Source organism: Sphingomonas sp. KC8 (assembly GCF_002151445.1).
Taxonomy (GTDB): domain Bacteria; phylum Pseudomonadota; class Alphaproteobacteria; order Sphingomonadales; family Sphingomonadaceae; genus Sphingomonas_E.
Map to the genome: position 1 here is coordinate 2,919,499 of NZ_CP016306.1, position 19,573 is coordinate 2,939,071.

Here is a 19,573-nt window from a genome sequence, read left to right on the forward strand (position 1 = left end):
ATGAGAGTGTCAGAACAGACCGAGCGCGTGCTCGTCATAGGAGACGAGCAGGTTCTTGGTCTGCTGGTAATGATCGAGCATCATCTTGTGGTTCTCGCGCCCGAACCCCGACGCCTTGTAGCCTCCGAACGCGGCATGGGCGGGATACTGATGATAGCAGTTGGTCCAGACCCGGCCGGCCTGGATCGCGCGGCCGAGCCGGTAGGCAGTATTGCCGTTGCGGGTCCAGACGCCCGCGCCGAGGCCATAGGCCGTGTCATTGGCGAGCGTGATCGCCTCCTCGACCGTCTTGAACCGAGTGACCGACAGGACCGGTCCGAAGATTTCCTCCTGGAAGATCCGCATGCGGTTATCGCCGACGAACACGGTCGGCTGCACGAAATAGCCGTGGTCGAGTTCGCCGCCAGGAAGCGCGCGGGCACCGCCGGTCAGGCATTGCGCGCCTTCGGCCTTGCCGATCTCGATATAGCCGAGGATCTTGTGGAGCTGGTCTTCGGACGCCTGGGCGCCGACCTGGACCAAAGGATCGAGCGGGTTGCCCTGCCGGATCGCGGCGACGCGCGCCACGGCACGCTCCATGAAGCGGTCGAAGATCGATTCATGGACCAGTGCCCGCGAGGGACAGGTGCAAACCTCGCCCTTGTTGAAGGCGAAGAGCGTGAAACCTTCGAGCGCCTTGTCGAAGAAGGCATCCTCCTCGTCGAGCACGTCGGCCATGAAGATGTTGGGCGATTTGCCGCCAAGCTCCATCGTCTGCGAGATGAGATGGTCGGCGGCGGCACGCATGATCTGCTTGCCGGTGACGGTCTCCCCCGTGAAGGAGACTTTGGCAATGCGGGGATTGGCGGCGATCGCCTGGCCGACGGTCCGCCCGGGGCCGGTCACGACGTTGAGCACGCCCGGCGGCAGAATATCGGCGGTGAGCTCGGCGAGCATCATCAGCGTGAGGGGTGTCTGAGAGGCGGGTTTGATGACCGTGCAGTTGCCCGCGGCCAGCGCAGGCGCGATCTTCCAAGCTGCCATCAGCAACGGGAAATTCCACGGGATGATCTGCCCGACGACGCCAAGCGGCTCGCGGAAATGATAGGCGATGGTGTCGTGATCTATCGACGAGATCGCGCCCTCCTCCGCCCGGATGCAGCCGGCGAAGTAGCGAAAATGATCAATCGCGAGGGGCACATCGGCGGCGCGCGTCTCGCGGATCGGCTTGCCGTTGTCGATCGTCTCGGCCAGCGCCAGAAGCTCAAGATTGTCTTCGAGACGATCGGCGATCCGGTTGAGCAGACGCGCTCGCTCGGCTAGCGAGACCCTCGCCCATCCATCCTTGGCGGCGTAAGCTGCATCGAGAGCGCGCTCGACATCATCCGGGGTCGAGAGGGCGAACTCGGCGATCAGGGCACCGTTGATCGGGCTCGTGTCCGCGAAATATTCGCCCGTGGCGGGAGCGCTCCAGCGGCCGCCGATAAAATTGTCATAGCGGTGCCGGAACGATGGTGCCGCGTTGATGGTCCCGATCGCTTTCTCGTACATCGCCTGTTCTCCATCTCCATTGATGTATGATGGAGTAAGCCCTCTGGTGGGCGGGCCTATAAGTATGTTCCGCAGGCAATCGCTGAGCAGCGCTGTCACCAATCGAGGATCAAACACGACAGAAGAACCGATGATTTTTCATCAACCTTCGGTCTGAATATGTAAGTTACGAATCCGCTTGCATCGGACTGGTATGCGGGCGATTTTGCGGAATGGACCAAGGTCCAGGATCAAAGCGAACTCGTGACGGCGCCTGATCCAACCGGTTCGCATTCTCTGGAAACGCAATTGACCCGCGGTGTAAACGGCGGGCCAAGGCGTCGGCTTGACCGGCCAATTCGTCCCCCGTGCTGGCTAGGAGCCGATCGGCCGGCCTGTCATCAAGGTTCGCATGGGAGCCGCTTCAGCAACCGCCCCGCGACGTGCGCGACATACCGGAGGTGCCGTCCTGGTCCCCCGAATGCCGCATGGCCATCCGATGGTCCTGCATCATCTGGTCATGCATCTGTCGGCTGCCGTGCCGCATGCCCTGCATGTGGGCAGTACGGGGCTGGGCGGGCACCGGCTTGGCCTTGAGGGTCTCCTCAAGATCGGGCATGCCCGGCGGCATACCGTCGGCGAGAACAGGCCCACCACCCACGGCGAGGATGCCAAGAGCTGCGAGCGAAGCGATAATTGCCGTTTTCTTGCGCAAGTATCTATTCCTTCAAGTCTGGGTTTCAGTTCGACGGAGCATGTGCCCGGTCAATTGTCGCTCCGCCGGAGCTTGCCCGGAAGATGGTGGCGACCTCGGCCGGGCTGTATACGTAATGTGCGAAGCACTACTTAGCTGGCCATATCCGCCATCGCCTGGCACAGTTCGGCGCAGTCGGTCAGCATGGTGACCAGCGCAGTCCCGGCCAGAATGGCCCCCTGCCCGGTCACACAGGCGGCGGTCTCCAGGCACAAGCGGCGCCACCCGACGCAATGATCGACGCAGCCGTCATGGGCCTACATCTGATGGTGCTGTGCCGCAGCCGGTGCCGCCATCGCACCGGCTGCCGCTAGATCTGCGTCCGCCGTCAGTAATTCGCGTCACTCGATCATCATGCTGTCCCCATCGTTATGTCCACGACCGCGTGCCGCCTCGGGCGGCTGCGTCCCCCGGACTAACGGATCAATCCAAGGCGCGCCTCTCGCCAGCACGCCGTGCTGGGCGGCGTAGAGCGTCTTCCTGGCGAAGCGATCAGGATGAAGCCGCCGCGGATAAACGCCGAGCGGAGCAGATGAGCTCAATGCTCCAGGATCAAAAAGAAGCCTGCTATCGATGACACACACCAGGCCCATATTCGTAGTGAGCGGCTTTGCTTTGCTTGGGGGTTGTCGAATCCCACAATGGGCTTCCGTCACAGCACTTTTACGACAATGGATGAGGTAGCCGCGAAGCGGTGATCATCCGCTGTCGAACTATCTTACGACGAGAACCGGAAGCGAGGAACGGCTCACCACCTCCTGGGTCTGACTGCCCAGAAAGAGGCGCCCCAGACCTCGGCGACCATGGGACGCCATAACGATCAGAGAGCAACCTTTCTTAGCCGCCACCTCGAGGATTGCTTCCGCCGGGCGGCTTTGGGGAACGTGGTGAGTTTCGCAGGGCACGCCCAGTTTTTCGGCACTGGCTTTGATAGGATCGAGCAGTTCCTGCGCATACCTGGTCTGATCGGCATGGTATCTCTCGAAGTCGTTCGGTCCAAGGGCCCAGCCTTCTCCGGCATAAATCGGAAACGGCTCAGTCACCGTCACAACTATGACTTCGGCGCCGAGGTTCGCTGCGAGCGAGAGTCCGTGATCGACGCCTTTTTGCGCAAGTTCCGAACCGTCTGTAGCGATGAGGATATGCTTATACATAGCTGAAGTATCCTTCTTTTTAAGCTTGGCGTGAATGCCTTGGCTGTCCGCCGTCAGCACCAATGGCACAGATTTGAGGTTGTGATTTGAGGAGGATCTGGGCTTCGTCGCAGTGACGAAGGAACGCAGATGAAGCCCAGATCCTCCCATTCAAAATTGTCGTCGAAGGCCCCTGCGGAGCAGGTGGTGAAGAGCATCCGGCGGCAGACCCGTCGGCACTTCTCGGCTGAGGACAAGATCCGGATCGTGCTGGATGGCCTGCGCGGCGAGGACAGCATTGCCGAGCTGTGCCGCAAGGAAGGGATCGCCCAGAGCCTGTACTACACCTGGTCGAAGGAGTTCATGGAAGCCGGCAAGCGACGCCTGGCCGGCGACACCGCTCGTGCTGCGACCACCGGCGAGGTGCAGGATCTGCGCCGCGAAGCCCGGGCCCTGAAGGAATGCGTGGCCGACCTGACGCTCGAGAACCGGCTGCTCAAAAAAAGCATGATCGCGGATGGGGAAGGCGAAGAATGAGGTATCCCGCATCCGAGAAGCTCGAGATCATCAGGATCGTCGAACAGTCGCACCTGCCGGCCAAGCGCACGCTGGACCAGCTCGGCATTCCCCGCCGGACGTTCTATCGTTGGTATGATCGCTACCTTGAAGGTGGGCCGGAAGCGTTGGAAGATCGGCCATCGGTGCCGATCCGGGTGTGGAACCGCATCCCGGCCAAGATCTACGACCAGATCATCGAGCTGGCGCTGGAACAGTCCGAGCTGAGCCCCCGGGAGCTGGCCGTGCGCTTCACCGACGAGCAGCGCTACTTCGTATCGGAAGCCACGGTTTACCGGCTGCTCAAGGCCCACGACCTGATCACCAGCCCGGCTTACGTTGTGATCAAGGCGGCCGACCAGTTCCACACGAAGACCACCCGCCCGAACGAGATGTGGCAGACCGACTTCACCTACTTCAAGATTATCGGGTGGGGTTGGATGTACCTGTCGACCGTGCTCGACGACTTCTCGCGCTATATCATCGCCTGGAAGCTGTGCACCAACATGCGGGCCGAGGACGTGACCGACACGCTGGACCTCGCCCTGGCAGCTTCCGGCTGCGACAGCGCCACGGTGCTGCACAAGCCCCGGCTGCTCAGCGACAATGGCCCCAGCTACATCGCCGGTGAGCTGGCCGAATACATCGAAGTCCGGAAGATGAGCCACGTACGCGGAGCCCCGTGTCATCCCCAGACCCAGGGCAAAATCGAGCGCTGGCACCAGACCCTGAAGAACCGCATCCTGCTGGAAAACTACTTCCTGCCTGGCGACCTCGAGGCCCAGATCGAGGCCTTCGTCGAGCACTACAACCACCAGCGTTACCATGAGAGCCTGGCCAACGTGACGCCCGCCGACGCCTACTTCGGCAGGGCGCCGGCCATCATCAAGCAGCGCGAAAGGCTCAAGCGACAGACCATCGAACATCGGCGCTTGCAGCACCGCAAGCTCGCCGCCTAACATCAATCCCCAGACGAGGCCCGCACTCCGCTAATCTACGCCGCGATCTGCGCCAAATGTTCTGACGACGGACAGCCTTGGCTGCGCTCTGTTCAATGACGTGCTTACCACAGGCATGCTTCGGTGCCCTATCCAGCTAATTGGAATCTACTTTCGCTAGGACGCTCGCGATGTCGCGCGCAACGATGTCCATGCCCTGCATCCCGTCGACCTCCACGAGTTCTCCTCTCCGGCGATAATAGTTCAAGAGCGGCGCGGTCTTTTGCCGGTACTCGTCAAGACGTGTAGCGAAGGTATCCGGATTGTCATCGCTACGAACCGTACCTCCAGCGGCCAGCGTATCGGCGACGCGCTTTTCCATTCGCTCGATGAGCGTGGCCGGATTGACCTTCAATTCGATCACCGCGTCAAGCTTGACGCCTTTTTGGTCCAGCATTGCCGTCAGGGCCTCCGCCTGCGCGACCGTCCGGGGGAAGCCGTCTAGAATGAACCCCCTGCGGCAATCCTCTTGATCGATCCGATCAGATACCATGTGGCTGACCACGTCGTCCGGTACGAATTCGCCGCGATCCATGATCGCCTTGGCCCCGCGCCCGATTCCCGTGCCGTTGGCCACAGCCGCGCGCAGCATCTCACCTGTGGAAAGCTGAGGAATGGAATAGCGTTCAACCAGGCGCTGCGCCTGCGTCCCTTTCCCTGCTCCGGGCGGTCCGAGCATTATCAGCCTCATTGTCTTTTCCTACCCCTCGTAGTGGCGGACGACGCCGTCTGAAAGACACCGATTATTACAGCGCCTGCCGGTTAAGCCTGAGAGCGTTGGCCACCACGCTGACGGAAGACAACGCCATCGCCGCCGCTGCTATGACGGGAGAAAGCAGAATTCCAAAAAGCGGATAGAGGACACCCGCGGCGACCGGGATACCGGCGACGTTATACATGAATGCAAACACCAGATTCTGACGGATGTTGGCCATCGTCGCCTGCGACAAGCGCCGTGCCCGCACGATACCGGTAAGGTCGCCCTTCAGCAGGGTGACGCCAGCGCTCTCAATAGCAACGTCCGTCCCCGATCCCATGGCAATGCCGACGTCAGCGGCGGCAAGGGCAGGCGCGTCGTTAACCCCGTCGCCGGCCATCGCCACCACCCGTCCTTCCTGCTTCAGACGCGCAACCACGGCGCTCTTCTCGTCTGGCAGGACTTCGGCTTCGACTTCGTCGATGCCGAGCCGCTTGGCGACAGCCACCGCGGTGGTTCGATTGTCGCCCGTGAGCATGACAACGCGAATCCCCTCAGCCCTTAGCGCGGCGAGCGCATCGGGCGTAGTCTGCTTTACAGGATCAGCAATCGCAAATACGCCGCCGACCCTGCCGTCCACGCCGATGAATATGGCGGTCGCGCCATCGCCTCGAAGCTGATCAGCCGTCTCCGCCAACAGTGCGGTAGAAATGCCTTCCTCCCCAAGGAAGCGCGCATTCCCGAGAACGATCTTTCTGCCCTCGACGGTTCCGAGCGCGCCCCGCCCGGTCGGAGAGTCGAACGCGCTGACGTCGGTCAGGGCGATACCACGATCCTGCGCAGCTTCAACTATAGCCAATGCAAGCGGATGCTCCGAAGCTCGTTCAACAGAGGCGGCGAGCCTCAAAAGTTCGGATTCTTGGAACCCCTCGGCTGGAACGATTGAGGTCACCGCCGGACGGCCTTCGGTCAAGGTGCCGGTTTTGTCGACGACAAGGGTATCGACCTTTTCCATATGCTCAAGCGCTTCGGCATTCTTGATGAGAACACCAACACCCGCGCCACGGCCGACACCGACCATGATCGACATGGGTGTGGCGAGGCCGAGCGCACACGGACAGGCGATGATGAGGACGGCGACAGCTGCGACGAGGCCGTATGCGAAACGAGGTTCAGGACCCCACATGGCCCAACCGACAAATGCAAGTATCGCAATCAGGATCACAACGGGAACAAACCATCCGGAAACGCGATCGGCCATTCGTTGGATGGGTGCACGAGAGCGCTGCGCTTCAGCCACCATCTGAACAATGCGGGCGAGCATCGTGTCTCGGCCCACCTTTTCCGCGACGATAATGAGGGCACCGGTCTGATTGAGCGTTCCGCCGATGACCTTGTCATCCTTCGCCTTCGTGACCGGCATGGATTCGCCCGTGACCATGGACTCGTCGAGCGACGAACGTCCGTCGTCGACGAGTCCGTCGACCGGCACCTTCTCGCCAGGACGCACACGCAGGCGGTCGCCCACGGCGACGAGATCGAGGCTGATCTCTTCGTCCGTACCGTCTGGCGCGATACGGCGGGCAGTTTTTGGCGCCAAGTTCAGCAAAGCCTTGATTGCACCCGAGGTACGTTCCCTGGCTTTCAGTTCCAGCACTTGGCCGAGCAGCACCAAAACAGTGATCACGGCAGCGGCTTCAAAATAGACCGCAACGACGCCGTCCGCACTTCGGAAAGCGGGTGGGAAGATGTGGGGCGCAAGCGTGGCCACGACGCTGTATAACCATGCCACGCCGGTACCCATCGCAATCAGCGTGAACATATTGAGGTTGCGGGACCTGAGCGATGCCCAGCCACGTTCAAAGAAGGGCCACCCTGCCCACAGGACGACTGGAGTGGCCAGCGCGAGTTGCACCCAGACCGAGACCGACATCGGCACTATCCGGTGCAGCGCGGGAATGAGGTGCGCTCCCATCTCAAGTAACAGCACAGGGAGCGTAAGGACCATTCCGATCCAGAAGCGGCGCGTCATGTCGAGAAGTTCATGACTCGGCCCCGTATCGGCCGTCACGGTGGCAGGCTCCAATCCCATGCCGCATATGGGGCAAGCGCCTGGATGGTCCTGACGGATCTCCGGGTGCATCGGGCAGGTCCAGATCGTTCCCGCAGGAGCATCAATGGGGGGAGGCGAAGAGCCAAGGTACCGCTTCGGCTCAGCGAGAAATTTCGTGCGGCAGGTAGCGCTGCAAAAATGGTAGGTCTCGCCGGCATGGTCGGCATGATGCTCGGTCTTCTGAGGATCGACCGCCATGCCGCAAACTGGATCTTTTGTCGCTGCGTGCGTGCCCTGCCCGGTCTGGCCAGAGCAGCAACCATGTCCGTGAACGTGTGCCGAAGCGCCTGAATCTTTCATCGTTTCATCTCCTTCGGTCCAGGCCCGATCTCGGCTTCATCACTATGGCAGGATCACACGGGTTTGCATCCTCACGCCGCCACCGGCGGTGAGAGAGTTCCGAGCCAACCCACCAGCGCGAAGATTGTCAACGCGATCCCGCCCTCGATGAGCAGGCTCTTGCGTAAGCGCCCGATCGTGGGAGCTTCGACCGCGCTTCCCAATGCGCGCCCCAGTGCCGGAGAAAGACGGTAGCGGTTGATGGTCGCCATCCCGAGCATTGCTGCGAACAGCGCCAGCTTTGCTATTAGTATTTGTCCGTAGAGCGAGGCGCCGAGTTGAAGGACATGCTCGGGCCCCACCAGAAACAAGGAATTAATCAGGCCCGTTGCAACGATGACGGCAACAACGACCGTTCCCACAACCGCGAACCCCTCGAGCGCTCGGTGCGCCAAGTGGATCCGCGTGATATCGGACGATGCTTTCTTTCCCGATATCAGGACAAGGAACGCCAAGATCGCACCTAGCCAAGCACCGGCGGCGAGAAGGTGCAGGATCCCGGCGCCAAGATGGAACCAGCCTGCGCTCCCAGTCCCGGCAGCGCTGTGGCCGGACCATGCCAGTGTCGCGAGTGCCACTCCCCCACCAAGCGTCGATATCCACTGCGCCGGTCGGCTCGCCCAGGAAGACAGGGAGATGCCGATTATAACGGTGGCGAGAGCGGCACCTCGTACCTGGAACGCCAAGCCCAAAGGCGTTTCTCGTAGAACCATGGCTACAATTTCGCCATCTATCTGCCATATAGACGCGCCTGCCATCGCGGCGGTCTGCAGAGCGAAGCCAAATAACGAAATAACCACACCCGCCAGCGCCAACAAACAAACTGTTGGCTTCCAGGCAAGGTATCGGCCATGGGCCTCATCGCCGCCAAGCGCGTACAAGGCGAACAGTGGCAGTCCGAACAGCAGGCCCAGGTCAATATAGAGTGCCCAGCGGACGGCGACGATCAGGGTATCGGTCACGGGCTTATCTCACCGTAAAGGTGACAGTGCCCTCAATTCGGTGTGTGTCGGCCGACACCGCATGCCAGGCGATCTGGTAAGCGCCAGCGGCCAATGGCCTTGGAAGCTTTGCTACAAGGGTCTTGCCATCACCACTGATCGCGGTGCGGAAACCGGTGACTTTCATGCGGTGATTAGGCATCCCGGGCATGCCAGTCATCACAATATCCATCCCGGATAGCCGCGGCATCAGCTTCTCGCTGAAGGTAAGTGTGACGTCTGATGGCCCCGGCACGCTGGCATTGGCCGCCGGAGTCGAGCTCAAAAGCTTTGGGTGAGCAATGGCGGGGGCGGCGAACGCGAAACTACCGACCATGGCTGCGATGGCCAAAGGGTGAACTATACGCATTTATATCTCCTGATGTGGCATACCCATGGATACGCAGCGGCGCGGCAGACCCCTCAAAAATTTGCGTCTTGGCCCATGAGGGGGCGGCCAGCCCAGTGCGTATTGTAAACAACGACGGAGACGAAAAATGAGTGACATAGACACGATGCTCGCGCGGCTGCGTGATGCCCCCGTCCCGGCGCGGCTTGCGGCGATCGATATCGCGATCATGGAAGACCTGGCACGTTTGCAATCGGCGCCACGACTTAGCGGAACCGTGTTCGGCATGGCGGCAGCGGTAGCGCTGGTAATAGGCATAGCGACATCGGCAGTTTCCCTGAACCCCCGCGAAACTGACCCGGTATCGCCGTTTGATGCCCGGTTGGCGCTTGCCCCGTCCACCCTGTTGGACGTGCGATGATGTGGAACTATCGCCGGCTCCTCCTCCTCCTCCTGTTGACCTTTGGCGCAGCAATAGCGGGTGTGGTCGTCGGACGGGTTTTCGTCGCACCAGAGCGGCCGGTGGAAAACCGGCTTCACGAGCTGCTCCACAGCCAATTGGATCTCGACAGCAAGCAACATGCTCAACTGGAGGCTATCGAGAAAAGCTTCGCCGTGCGCCGGCAGGCGCTCGAGTTGGAACTCCGCGCCGACAATGCCCGGTTGGCCGAAGCGATCGAGACCGAGCATGGCTACGGCCCCTTGGTAGCGGCCGCGGTCGATCGTTCCCATCAAGCTATGGGCGATCTTCAGAAGGAGACGCTGGAGCATATTTTCGCGATGCGTGCCGTTCTACGACCGGACCAGGCCGCGAAATTCGATCAGACGGTGGTTAAAGCGCTGACGGCAAAGGAGCGGTGACCGTTGATCTTTACGGCTGCTCGGATGGAGAACTCGCCGGGCTCGCCCTTGCTGGACGGCAGACTGCGTACAGCGAGCTGGTGAGCCGCCACCGGGACAGGGCCTTCCGCCTGGTGAGCAGTCACATCGGAAACCCCGACGAAGCGCTTGATATCGTTCAAGCCGGCTTTGTTGCGGCATTCGCGGCATTGAACCGCTACGACGGACGCCGACCATTCGCCCCCTGGTTGTCGCGCATCCTCATCAACAAATGCCGAGACTGGCACCGACGCCGGACCGTTCGAAGCCTTCTGACTTTCGTTTTGCCGGTCGATGATGCGGCCGAGATCGCCGACGGCGCCCCCCTCCCGGATCGGGTCGTTGGTGACAGACACGAGCTTGCACGCACGATGAGGGCCATCGCTATGAGGTGGTCCCGGTTTCCTGGACAGGGTGTTAAGCGAATCCCGACGTGAGGAACGGACGGGAATGAAGACGACAAGGAAGCGGTACAGCGCGGATTTCAAGGCGAAGGTGGCGCTGGAAGCGATCCGGGGTGACCTGACGCTGGCGGAGTTAGCCGCCAAGCATGGCATCCATCACACGATGATCGCGGCGTGGAAGCGGCAGGCGGTCGAGGGCATGGCAGCAACCTTCTCGGGCGCTGGCGAAACGGCCAAGGCTGCCACGGAGGCGGATTTGGACAAGCTGCATGCCAAGATCGGGCAGCTCGTCATCGAGCGAGATTTTTTAGCGAAAGCCTCCGGTCGATGAGCGTGGCACGGAGGCGAACGATGGTCGATCCCGCTCACCACCGCCTGTCAATCGCGGCCCAGTGCCGTCTGCTGTCGATCAGCCGGTCGTCCTATTATTACGCGCCGGTGCCCGAGACCGAGGAGACATTGGCGCTGATGCGGGTGATCGATGCGGCGTTCCTCGACATGCCCTGGTACGGCAGCCGCCAGATGGTCCGGCACTTGCGCCGGAATGGGCATGACGCTGGTCGACGTCGGGTGCGGCGGCTGATGGCGAAGATGGGCTTGTCGCCGATCTACCAGCGGCCCCGGACCAGCGATCCCCACCCGCAGCATCGGGTTTATCCTTATCTGCTGCGGAAACTGGCGATCGAGCGGCCGAACCATGTCTGGTGCGCCGACGTGACCTACATCCCGATGCGACGCGGCTTTCTGTATCTGGTCGCCGTCATGGACTGGGCGACGCGCAAGGTGTTGGCCTGGCGGCTGTCGAACACGATGGATGCCAGCTTCTGCGTCGCGGCGCTTGAAGATGCCTTGGCCCGCTTCGGCAGGCCCGAGATCTTCAACACCGACCAGGGCAGCCAGTTCACCAGTCTCGCCTTCACCAGCGTGCTGCGGGATGCGGAGGTACGCATCAGCATGGATGGACGCGGTCGCTGGATGGACAATGTGTTCATCGAGCGCCTTTGGCGCTCCCTGAAGTACGAATGTGTCTATCTCCATGCCTTTGAGACCGGCTCGGAGCTGAAGGCTGGTCTCGGGCGGTGGATCACCTATTACAACACCCAGCGACCGCACTCGGGCTTGGCCGGGCGAACCCCGGCAGAGGCCTATTGGCGGATCGGAGCTTCAGATCATGGGGGGCATGCCCCCCATGATCTGAAGACCAGAATGGCGGCATGAACGACAACCGGGATTAGCTTAACTCAGCCGTCAAACTGTCCAAGAAGGCGGGACCACCTCAATCTGCATGATAATGGGTTTGCTGTGTTCGACTTTCCCGATCCGGACATCAATGGGCGGATCGAGCGGGTGAAGCGCAATCTCGCTCCCCGTTTCGACGTCGATCTGGAAGATCCGCGCAGCGACAAGGCGCGCGGCGCGCGGCGCATTCAGGACGCGTGGTCGTTCGACGAGGACGTGCGTGCGATTGCCGCCAACCCGAAGGTTCTGGAACTCCTTGGCAAACTCTACGGGCGACCCGCTTTCCCGTTCCAGACCTTGAATTTTCCGGTCGGCACTCAGCAGAAGGCCCATTCGGATTCGGTGCATTTTTCCAGCCTGCCGGAGCGCTTCATGTGCGGGGTCTGGTTGGCCATGGAGGATGTCCCGGCAGAAGCAGGGCCGTTATTCTATGTGGCCGGCTCGCATCGTTGGCCGATCATGAGTAATTCCCTGATTGGCCGCAGAGGATTCGGCGGGAGCCTTGGTTCGGCGCAGGATCCCTATGGCCCCGCCTGGGAAGCACTGTGCCGGGCCAAAAACGCCCGTGAGGAGACGTTCCTCGCTCGCAAGGGGCAGGCGCTCATCTGGTGCGCCAATTTACTGCACGGTGGCAGCAGGCAGGCCGACACCACGCTCACGCGCTGGTCGCAAGTGACGCACTATTTTTTCGATGACTGCATCTACTACACGCCCGCCTTTTCCGATGAGGCGCTGGGTCAATTGGCGACGCGCGACCTTGTCGCGATTCATGACGGCAAGCCGAGGCCCAACCGCTATCTCGGAGAAGAGATCGACAAGGTCCAGCCCCGATCGGAACCGGCTCGCATTCCCCTCACCGGCCTTATGCGGCGCTTAGCGCGTTCGTGGCGCTAATGCGGCTGTGAATTCAGTGATTTTCCGTCCAGGGCCTTGAGTTGAGCTGCGGTGGAGAGCTCGTCTTATGAGCGGATTCCCAAGGCCGGGCGGCGGGGCGTTGCCGACCGCCGTTATTGATTTTCTATATTGGAAATAACTCTGTTCAATCTCTCAAGAGTCTGGCTGAGTATATTGTTTGTTGATTCTACATCACTCTCAAGCTTGGAAATGGCTGCCTTCGCATCAGAAAGCTCTTTGGTCAGCTTTGCATTTTGCAAAAACCGTATGTCATTATCTAATATCAGAGACCCAAGGCCGGATCCTGCGATGTTAAAATCCGAATATATCGCATCCAGCGTACTACACACCGTGCCGGATTCTCCATTTTCTGAAAATTCTTTCAAAACGCGATAGGTGTTTTTAACCCAGTCCTGCGAGTAATTTATTTTATTTAGTGAATCTTTGTCATTTTTGTGGTGAATGAGGTCATCAGAAAGAAACCTTGTAATTTCACGCTGAACTTTTTCCGAGTTTCTTGGCCAATAAACCTTGAGCGCATCCTGAGATTTCTCAATAAAATCTGCGGGGTTGGTCATAATCGCGTCGTGGGTTGTGAAGAATCGACGGAGGCCGCGTGTCCCGCGTTCTCCTTCGAGCATATAACGAAGCCACAGGAGGACACCCTTGGATATCAGAAAACCATCCCGGCGCTGGAGCGAGTGCGCAACGTCGAGGGGGTGACGAAGCGTATGAATGACAACCGGCTCGATTCCCATCGAATTCAGGACGTCGCGCCAAAAAGGCATTAAAATGCAAAAACGCGGATCTTTCATCACAAACAGGTTCGAATTTCCAAACTCTGCATCAATGCAGGCCACCGCTTGCTCTCGATATGCTTCTACCGCGGGTGAGCGAAACCAGTTCTGGTTGAACTGTTGCCAGTTATCCCATTCTGATCCGCCGCATCTAAGAATTTTTTCGTTTAATTCGGAAATTTTTGCTGATTCCCAATAGCCTTTTTCGTTCCATTCATTATCCGGCATCAGATTATTAGAGATATCACAGCCCACAATATTGAGGATGCGTGAAAGTGCACTCGTCCCTGATCGGTGCATCGCCACGACCAGGACAGCTATTCGGCCGGACGTCGGTCCGCTGTGGCTACCGGGAGCATTGACCTTTGTGGCATCCGTGTCGCCGGTCGTGGCACTTGTCTGTTTTGTTAAGCCGGTCGTCACGCGATGCTCACCTTTGATATGCCCCGAATATTCCGGCGCCAGTAATTCAGCTTGCGAAGCCATATCGAGGTTTTCAGGGACTGCATAGATGGCGGTGGCTGGCTGCCCGCCGGCGCTATAATCCAGCTGTCTTTTCAATTCGTTGCCTCGGTCACGCGCGGTTCTATGAGCTTCCGCGGCAGGCGCCCGATCGGCACCGCCGCTAGGCGACCCAGATGATTTTTTTCGAGGCCTGTCCAGCACATGGCGGGTTGATATGTTCAATCAGATTCTGCGGCAGACTGCATCCACTGCCAACTCAGATCGAGGCCCATCGGCAATTCCACACGAGGCGCCCAGCCCAGTTCATCCCTGGCCAATGACGGATTGAGGATGCTTCTGGGGACATGCACCGGTGTTGACGGGCGATAATTCACCTGAAATTCCCGGCCTATCGTGGTCCTTAGATATGCGATGAGTTCTTTCAGGCTGTGCCCTTGCCCGGAGCCGATATTGAACCTCTTCACATTGCCACGATGCTGGATCGTCGCGAGCATGGCATCGATCACATCGATCACATAAACATAGTCGCGCACCACGGAGCCATCGCCCCATATTTCAATGGTTTCGTTGCGCAGAATTTTCCGCATCCACGTCCCGATGACGCCTTGCCGATGCAGGCCGAATTGCCATGGGCCATAAGGGTTGGAGATCCGCAAGACGCGATAATCGAGTCCATGATGCAACTCACCGATATGAAGATAGTGCTCTGCGGTCAGCTTGGCTGCGCCATAAGGGCTGATGGGATGTGTCGGCGCGCTTTCGATGGTCGGGACCATCACGTCCGGGCCGTAAATGGTCCCGCCCGAGGAGAGATAGATTAATCGGCTGCCATATTGGGCACAAGCCGTGATCAGGGCAAAGGTCAGCCGCATCGAGGCGGACAGATCTTCTTCCATATTTTCCAGTGAGGTCGAAGGAGCGGATCCATGCGCCATGTGGAAAACGCAACTCGATTGCGAAACCAGATCCTCAATCTGCTCGCGATTGAAGGTGTCCGCGAATACGTAACGGACCCCCGGATCGTCGCTCTTGAAGAGCCAGGAACGACTGAGATTGATTACCGATATGCCGGATTCTCGCAATCGCGTCGTGAGATTGGTGCCGAGAAATCCGCCCCCCCCAATGATGAGAACAGTGTTGCCCTTCATGCGTCATCGCCGATCATATCGATGAAAATCTGACGAAGGGCGGCATCGTCAAGCAATTCTGTATCTGCTGTATCGCCGACATCCGCGCGGCGGGAACGGATATAAGCTGACACAATCCAGAACAGTTTGTTGAGATCGTTTACATGAACAGAATTGGCAAAGTTGCGGATCTGCGCTTCACGTGCAGCGACGTCTGCCTGTCCGCCGAAAAGATTCTTGCCTTCAAACCGGTGCAGATTCGCGGCAAGTGTCCAGATTACCTCGAACAGCATCCATTTGCGATTGGATGATATTGTATTTGAGCCATGAAGGCGATAATCCATCAACGGTATTGGCACGACGGAGCAAGTGAATTCTGGCGCGAGGCGTAGCATGAAGTCCCAATCATGCGAGAAACGCAAATTTCGCATGCCGCCAATGCTTTCAAAGACGCTACGTCGGAATATCATATTGCTAGTTGTTGACACAAAATTACTGGACAGAAGATTAAGTGCGAAATCATCGCCTTCCCAGTAAACGCATTCTTTCTCTTTCGATGCCCAAGAAGGAAGCATATTTTTCCAGGCTTGCTTGATTCCCTTCTCATTGCCTTCCGCATCGACCACGCGGATCCAAGTGCAGGCAAAGTCGCTCTGTTCCATGTCCATGTGTCGGAGGCATTCGGCAAGGCGCCGGGGATCAAAAACGTCATCGGAGTTGATTATTGCGAGATAATCTCCCTGTGCGATTTCCAGGCCACGGTTAATTGCCGCGTGAGCGCCGCGGTTTTCCTGTACCTCCAGGCGCAATCGGGGGTCATCGATCGAACGCAGGATATCAACGGAATTATCGCTAGATCCATCATCGATAATAATGAGTTCAAGATTCTGATATGTTTGAGAAAGGACGCTACGGGCTGCTTCCATTACATATCGCGAATGATTGTAACTGGGCATAACGACAGAAATTAGCATTTTCTTCAGCAATCCTTCGCTGTCGAAATTGTGCGGGCTTTCCGGAAGCTTTCCGAAAATTGACCGCAGATTGCCTCGGCGCTGAAGAAATCGATGATTTCATCGCCACGGACGGACAGGGAATCCTTCATCGCCACGATATTTGTCGCGAACTCCTGCAAGGCATCGTTGAAATCTTCCGGAAACCCGATGCTTGGTACAACGCGGCCCGCGTCATAAAGGTCGAGGACGTGGCGTATGTCGCCAACATCTGTCGAAATAACTGGTACTCCGAGAGAAATGGCTTCGAGCAATGCTATTGGCAATCCTTCATATTCTGAAGTTACGACATAGGCATCCACCGCAGGCCAATATTGCGTTGTGTCATCTATATTTTGTATCCAGGTGAAATTGTCCATCGGATGGATTTTCAGGAAGTTTTCGACTTGAGGCGCGAGAACGCCATTTCCAACCAGAACGAAATGCCAATCGGTATGCTGGGCATTCATCCGGGCGATTTCAAGGAAATCCAGCGGTCGCTTCTGGTCGACGAGGCGCCCCATGAACGTAAAGAGCGTCTTGTCGATCGGAAGGCCGAACTTGATCCGCTGCTCACGCGCATTGAGGCGAGCCTGACGGGCACGTCTGAAACGATCCGCGTTAATGGCGGAATAAATGAGGTCGATCCGCTCCATAGGCATGTCAAAATGGCTAACAAATTTCTCAAGTATCTTGTTATTTATTGCAATAAATCGATCGAAACTCTGTATCTCTGGTTTGGAATAGTGGTTTATCCAGCCAGCGTCGGTATCATAGACCTGTTGATCAACTATGCCCTGGAAGAGGTTGCGCATCATACCGGCATTTTGACTAAGCCACATTGATCCGTTGCAGATCCAAAGATTGTCTGGCGCGTAGTCGCGAACGATCATCTCCATCAATGCAGGATAGAGCCGGTGCGTTGCGATCTCGGCCAGGTCGAGCACATGTGCGCAGGCGGCTGTCGCCTGATGGCATAGGCTTCCCTGCTCCGGGTGGATTTTTTCGAGGGTCATGTAAAGGCAATCGTGCGTGGCACTCAATTCGCGGGCAACCTCGATGGTGTTGCGTTCAACGCCGCCCACGGCCAGCTTTTGGGCCAGGATCAACACACGCGGGCGACCTTCGCTTTTGGGTGCTCCGTCCCGTCGATGTGTGCTGTTGCGCAGGGCCACGACTTTGGGGGCGTGCCCGATGCCAAAATATTGCTTTTCGGTCCCTTCTACGAGTTCAGCGCCAAGAAACCCCGACAGATCGGCCAAGCGTGCGTCGTTGCCGTTCCCTTCGGGAATGCGGAGGACCTTCAAGGTCGCGCCAGGAGCGATACCGTGCCCGTGTAGAAAATCCCCGACGATGGGCGCCCGCAGGACGATTTGATTGCGGAAGCAGGCAATCCCGATTTTCGGTGCGGCCTCCAGCGTATAAGAGGCGATGGCCGCATCGATCTCGGTCAGTTCGGTCGCGGCAACCAGCGTCGCGAGTTGATGCGGTGTCGGCATGGTTTGACGGAGATCGGGGCACCAGTAGGACCCGTCCGGCATGGCGCCCTGGCCGGGAACGATCGTGCCGTTTGCCAGAATCTCGGCCCATTGTCCGTCTGCCTGCACCGACAGCCAACGCGCGCGAATAAAATCGACGGGCAATCCTTGGGGTACGGTTACGCCGGGGGGGAGGGCTATGAACAGGTCGAGCCCTCCAAAATAGGCAAGCTCATGCTGCTCAACCGGTGTGGAAGCCCCTGTATCTGCTTCGTTTGTGCTCGCTGGAACCGGTGTGGGGGTGGCCTCGCGAATTGGCGCTTCGGCTGAAGCATCGAGGCGTTTTTGTACCTCATCCAGCCGCGCTTCATGTGTGGGGCTCAGGATGTTGTGCGCCCGCATCTCCTCCCGGTGCTTTATCTGAATCTTGGCGGCGTTGTCCTCAAGCGATTGGGTGAATGAGATATTCCCCAAGCCTGCTTTGTCGAGAAAATATTCCACTGTGGAAACGGGAATTTGGACGGGAGCCTCATCCCGGGTGAGGCGGATGATGAAATCCCAGTCGACCAAGCGGGTCAGTGCGGTATCGAACCCGCCATGCAGTCGATAGAGTTCGGCACGATGCACGAAGCAATTCAGGTCTATGAAGTTCTGACGCAGCAGGTTGGTCCGGTCGTAAGGCGCAAAATCCACCCGTGACCAATCCTCCCCGAGGTGATGGATATTGGCGCCGGTATAGGCGCTTTTGGCTTGCCTGGCGTGCAGGCAGGCGATCGCCCACAACAGGTGGTCGCGATGCCAGACATTGTCACTATCCAGGTAGGCGATGAAATTCCCGCTGGCCTGCCGGAGCGCTTCATTGCGCATTTTGCAAACACCGCCTTTTTCGCATGCAAGCAAGATCAATCGCGCGTCGGTGATCTCCTGCGGGAACGCGTCGCGGATCAGTTCCAGCGTGTTGTCGGTGCTTTCGTCGTCGGCGACGATGATCTCTTTCGGTGGCAAGGATTGATCGAGCGCTGAACGTATTGCTTGCACGATCGTTGTCGCGCGATTGTACGTAGGCATGATCACGCTCACGCGCGGTTCGGCCTCACGCGCGGCGGCGGCCGCTTCCTCGCGGATGGAATCGGTCAGCAAATCGTGCGGGCAAACGGTTTTCCGTTCGCAGAGGGTTTTCAGTTCCTTGGGTGCATCGATTTCGACGAGAACATCTTTGAAATCGATGTCTCCGATATTCTGATGCGAAGGAAGATTGGTCGTCGTTAGCAATCGATTCAGGACACCTCCGGAAAAGACAGAGCCTTTTTCCTTGGTATGGGTGCTGTCATTCTGATCCTGTTGCAAGATTTCATCTACGATTCCGCGTAGAAATTTTATACGCTTCTCACTCTCTTCCGTACGGAATTTGTGGAGGTGGCGGGAAATTCGATTGTTAAGCTCCAGCTGCCTGAAGAGGAAATCAGCCTCTTTGCGCGCGCTTTCGGCTTCGGATACAGATTTTTCGGATAATGATCGGAGACTTTCCATTTGGATCGTCAATTCCGCGTTCTTCTCCCACAGGATTTTATGTGAATCTTGGAGCTCGTCACGCTGTGCCACGAGGAGCAATTCAAGCTCACGAACGCGTTGATCAGTCTCGGATACCATCTTCATCCAACTTCATCATTTACGCCGCTTCTCATTGAAGCGTGCAGCCCCGGGATCACCGGGGTGTTTGGTTTGAGTTACGCGGCCATGCGACGAACGTCCAGTATGGCAGCGATCCTAGCTCACTCCGGCAGCGTGGAGGCCCGGCAACCAACCTTGGCCGCAATTGGGCGCGCGGCTGCCGCGACGCTTGCTGATCGTCATGCACGGGAAGCTTGGCG

Annotated in this window: 17 protein-coding genes; 6 read left to right on the top strand and 11 right to left on the bottom strand. The window is 58.5% G+C overall.

Annotated features, from left to right (window positions below; translation table 11 throughout):
• Positions 1–9: 9 nt before the first annotated feature.
• The 3 genes from KC8_RS13715 to KC8_RS13725 all read right to left on the bottom strand — a co-directional run bounded on the left by KC8_RS13715 (position 10) and on the right by KC8_RS13725 (position 3,477).
• Complete coding sequence (locus tag KC8_RS13715) at positions 10–1,530, bottom strand: aldehyde dehydrogenase family protein (RefSeq protein WP_010123243.1); 1,521 nt, start codon at positions 1,528–1,530, stop codon at positions 10–12.
• 403 nt (positions 1,531–1,933) lie between these two features.
• Positions 1,934–2,224, bottom strand: coding sequence for a hypothetical protein (locus KC8_RS13720; protein WP_010123242.1), 291 nt, complete (start codon positions 2,222–2,224; stop codon positions 1,934–1,936).
• 752 nt (positions 2,225–2,976) lie between these two features.
• On the bottom strand, positions 2,977–3,477 hold the full coding sequence (locus KC8_RS13725; protein ID WP_232455546.1) for a universal stress protein: 501 nt from the start codon (positions 3,475–3,477) through the stop codon (positions 2,977–2,979).
• Between the two features lie 69 nt (positions 3,478–3,546).
• Here KC8_RS13725 and KC8_RS13730 point away from each other — a divergent pair.
• Positions 3,547–4,910, top strand: a protein-coding gene (locus tag KC8_RS13730) for an IS3 family transposase (RefSeq protein WP_374952959.1) whose coding sequence is annotated in 2 segments (ribosomal slippage) — positions 3,547–3,894 and positions 3,897–4,910 — 1,362 coding nt in all. Because the reading frame shifts where the segments join, the coding sequence is not laid out codon by codon here.
• 136 nt (positions 4,911–5,046) lie between these two features.
• On the opposite strand, the gene KC8_RS13735 is transcribed toward KC8_RS13730, so the two are convergent.
• The 4 genes from KC8_RS13735 to copC all read right to left on the bottom strand — a co-directional run bounded on the left by KC8_RS13735 (position 5,047) and on the right by copC (position 9,448).
• Positions 5,047–5,640 carry an adenylate kinase gene (locus KC8_RS13735; protein ID WP_010128037.1) on the bottom strand — a complete coding sequence of 198 codons (594 nt, stop codon included), beginning with the start codon at positions 5,638–5,640 and terminating at the stop codon, positions 5,047–5,049.
• Positions 5,641–5,695: 55 nt separating this feature from the next.
• Positions 5,696–8,059 (bottom strand): heavy metal translocating P-type ATPase, encoded by a 2,364-nt coding sequence (locus KC8_RS13740; protein WP_029624898.1) that lies wholly within the window; start codon positions 8,057–8,059, stop codon positions 5,696–5,698.
• A 71-nt stretch (positions 8,060–8,130) separates the two neighbouring features.
• Positions 8,131–9,060, bottom strand: coding sequence for a copper homeostasis membrane protein CopD (gene copD, locus KC8_RS13745; protein WP_010128034.1), 930 nt, complete (start codon positions 9,058–9,060; stop codon positions 8,131–8,133).
• 4 nt (positions 9,061–9,064) lie between these two features.
• Positions 9,065–9,448: a copper homeostasis periplasmic binding protein CopC gene (gene copC, locus KC8_RS13750; protein ID WP_010128033.1), complete on the bottom strand. Its 384-nt coding sequence runs from the start codon at positions 9,446–9,448 to the stop codon at positions 9,065–9,067.
• Positions 9,449–9,575: 127 nt separating this feature from the next.
• On the opposite strand from copC, the gene KC8_RS13755 reads away from it, so the two are divergent.
• The 5 genes from KC8_RS13755 to KC8_RS13775 all read left to right on the top strand — a co-directional run bounded on the left by KC8_RS13755 (position 9,576) and on the right by KC8_RS13775 (position 12,843).
• Complete coding sequence (locus tag KC8_RS13755; protein ID WP_029624897.1) at positions 9,576–9,848, top strand: hypothetical protein; 273 nt, start codon at positions 9,576–9,578, stop codon at positions 9,846–9,848.
• Complete coding sequence (locus tag KC8_RS13760) at positions 9,848–10,288, top strand: periplasmic heavy metal sensor (RefSeq protein WP_029624896.1); 441 nt, start codon at positions 9,848–9,850, stop codon at positions 10,286–10,288. The genes KC8_RS13755 and KC8_RS13760 overlap by 1 nt, the downstream gene beginning before the upstream one ends.
• A gap of 113 nt (positions 10,289–10,401) precedes the next feature.
• Positions 10,402–10,743, top strand: a complete 342-nt coding sequence (locus KC8_RS13765) for an RNA polymerase sigma factor (RefSeq protein WP_232455705.1) — start codon at positions 10,402–10,404, stop codon at positions 10,741–10,743.
• A gap of 13 nt (positions 10,744–10,756) precedes the next feature.
• Positions 10,757–11,928, top strand: a protein-coding gene (locus KC8_RS13770; protein ID WP_138956794.1) for an IS3 family transposase whose coding sequence is annotated in 2 segments (ribosomal slippage) — positions 10,757–11,021 and positions 11,021–11,928 — 1,173 coding nt in all. Because the reading frame shifts where the segments join, the coding sequence is not laid out codon by codon here.
• An 84-nt stretch (positions 11,929–12,012) separates the two neighbouring features.
• Complete coding sequence (locus tag KC8_RS13775) at positions 12,013–12,843, top strand: phytanoyl-CoA dioxygenase family protein (RefSeq protein WP_443026356.1); 831 nt, start codon at positions 12,013–12,015, stop codon at positions 12,841–12,843.
• 113 nt (positions 12,844–12,956) lie between these two features.
• Here the strand turns inward: KC8_RS13775 and KC8_RS19890 are convergent, their stop codons facing one another.
• The 4 genes from KC8_RS19890 to KC8_RS13795 form a co-directional block, all read right to left on the bottom strand.
• On the bottom strand, positions 12,957–14,201 hold the full coding sequence (locus KC8_RS19890; protein WP_138956612.1) for a sulfotransferase family protein: 1,245 nt from the start codon (positions 14,199–14,201) through the stop codon (positions 12,957–12,959).
• Between the two features lie 122 nt (positions 14,202–14,323).
• Positions 14,324–15,253 (bottom strand): NAD-dependent epimerase/dehydratase family protein, encoded by a 930-nt coding sequence (locus tag KC8_RS13785; RefSeq protein WP_010124016.1) that lies wholly within the window; start codon positions 15,251–15,253, stop codon positions 14,324–14,326.
• Positions 15,250–16,206: a glycosyltransferase gene (locus tag KC8_RS13790; RefSeq protein ID WP_086495589.1), complete on the bottom strand. Its 957-nt coding sequence runs from the start codon at positions 16,204–16,206 to the stop codon at positions 15,250–15,252. The genes KC8_RS13785 and KC8_RS13790 overlap by 4 nt, the downstream gene beginning before the upstream one ends.
• A 5-nt stretch (positions 16,207–16,211) precedes the next feature.
• The gene (locus tag KC8_RS13795; protein WP_010124020.1) at positions 16,212–19,358 is read right to left on the bottom strand and encodes a glycosyltransferase; all 3,147 of its coding nucleotides are present in this window, start codon (positions 19,356–19,358) and stop codon (positions 16,212–16,214) included.
• Positions 19,359–19,573: the final 215 nt, after the last annotated feature.

What these genes read in the sequence shown, in the direction of transcription:
- KC8_RS13715 (WP_010123243.1), bottom strand. Translation starts at nt 1,530, where the DNA reads ATGTACGAGAAAGCGATCGGGACCATCAACGCGGCACCATCGTTCCGG.
- KC8_RS13735 (WP_010128037.1), bottom strand. Translation starts at nt 5,640, where the DNA reads ATGAGGCTGATAATGCTCGGACCGCCCGGAGCAGGGAAAGGGACGCAG.
- KC8_RS13740 (WP_029624898.1), bottom strand. Translation starts at nt 8,059, where the DNA reads ATGAAAGATTCAGGCGCTTCGGCACACGTTCACGGACATGGTTGCTGC.
- copC (WP_010128033.1), bottom strand. Translation starts at nt 9,448, where the DNA reads ATGCGTATAGTTCACCCTTTGGCCATCGCAGCCATGGTCGGTAGTTTC.
- KC8_RS13755 (WP_029624897.1), top strand. Translation starts at nt 9,576, where the DNA reads ATGAGTGACATAGACACGATGCTCGCGCGGCTGCGTGATGCCCCCGTC.
- KC8_RS13760 (WP_029624896.1), top strand. Translation starts at nt 9,848, where the DNA reads ATGTGGAACTATCGCCGGCTCCTCCTCCTCCTCCTGTTGACCTTTGGC.
- KC8_RS13785 (WP_010124016.1), bottom strand. Translation starts at nt 15,253, where the DNA reads ATGAAGGGCAACACTGTTCTCATCATTGGGGGGGGCGGATTTCTCGGC.
- KC8_RS13790 (WP_086495589.1), bottom strand. Translation starts at nt 16,206, where the DNA reads ATGCTAATTTCTGTCGTTATGCCCAGTTACAATCATTCGCGATATGTA.
- KC8_RS13795 (WP_010124020.1), bottom strand. Translation starts at nt 19,358, where the DNA reads ATGAAGATGGTATCCGAGACTGATCAACGCGTTCGTGAGCTTGAATTG.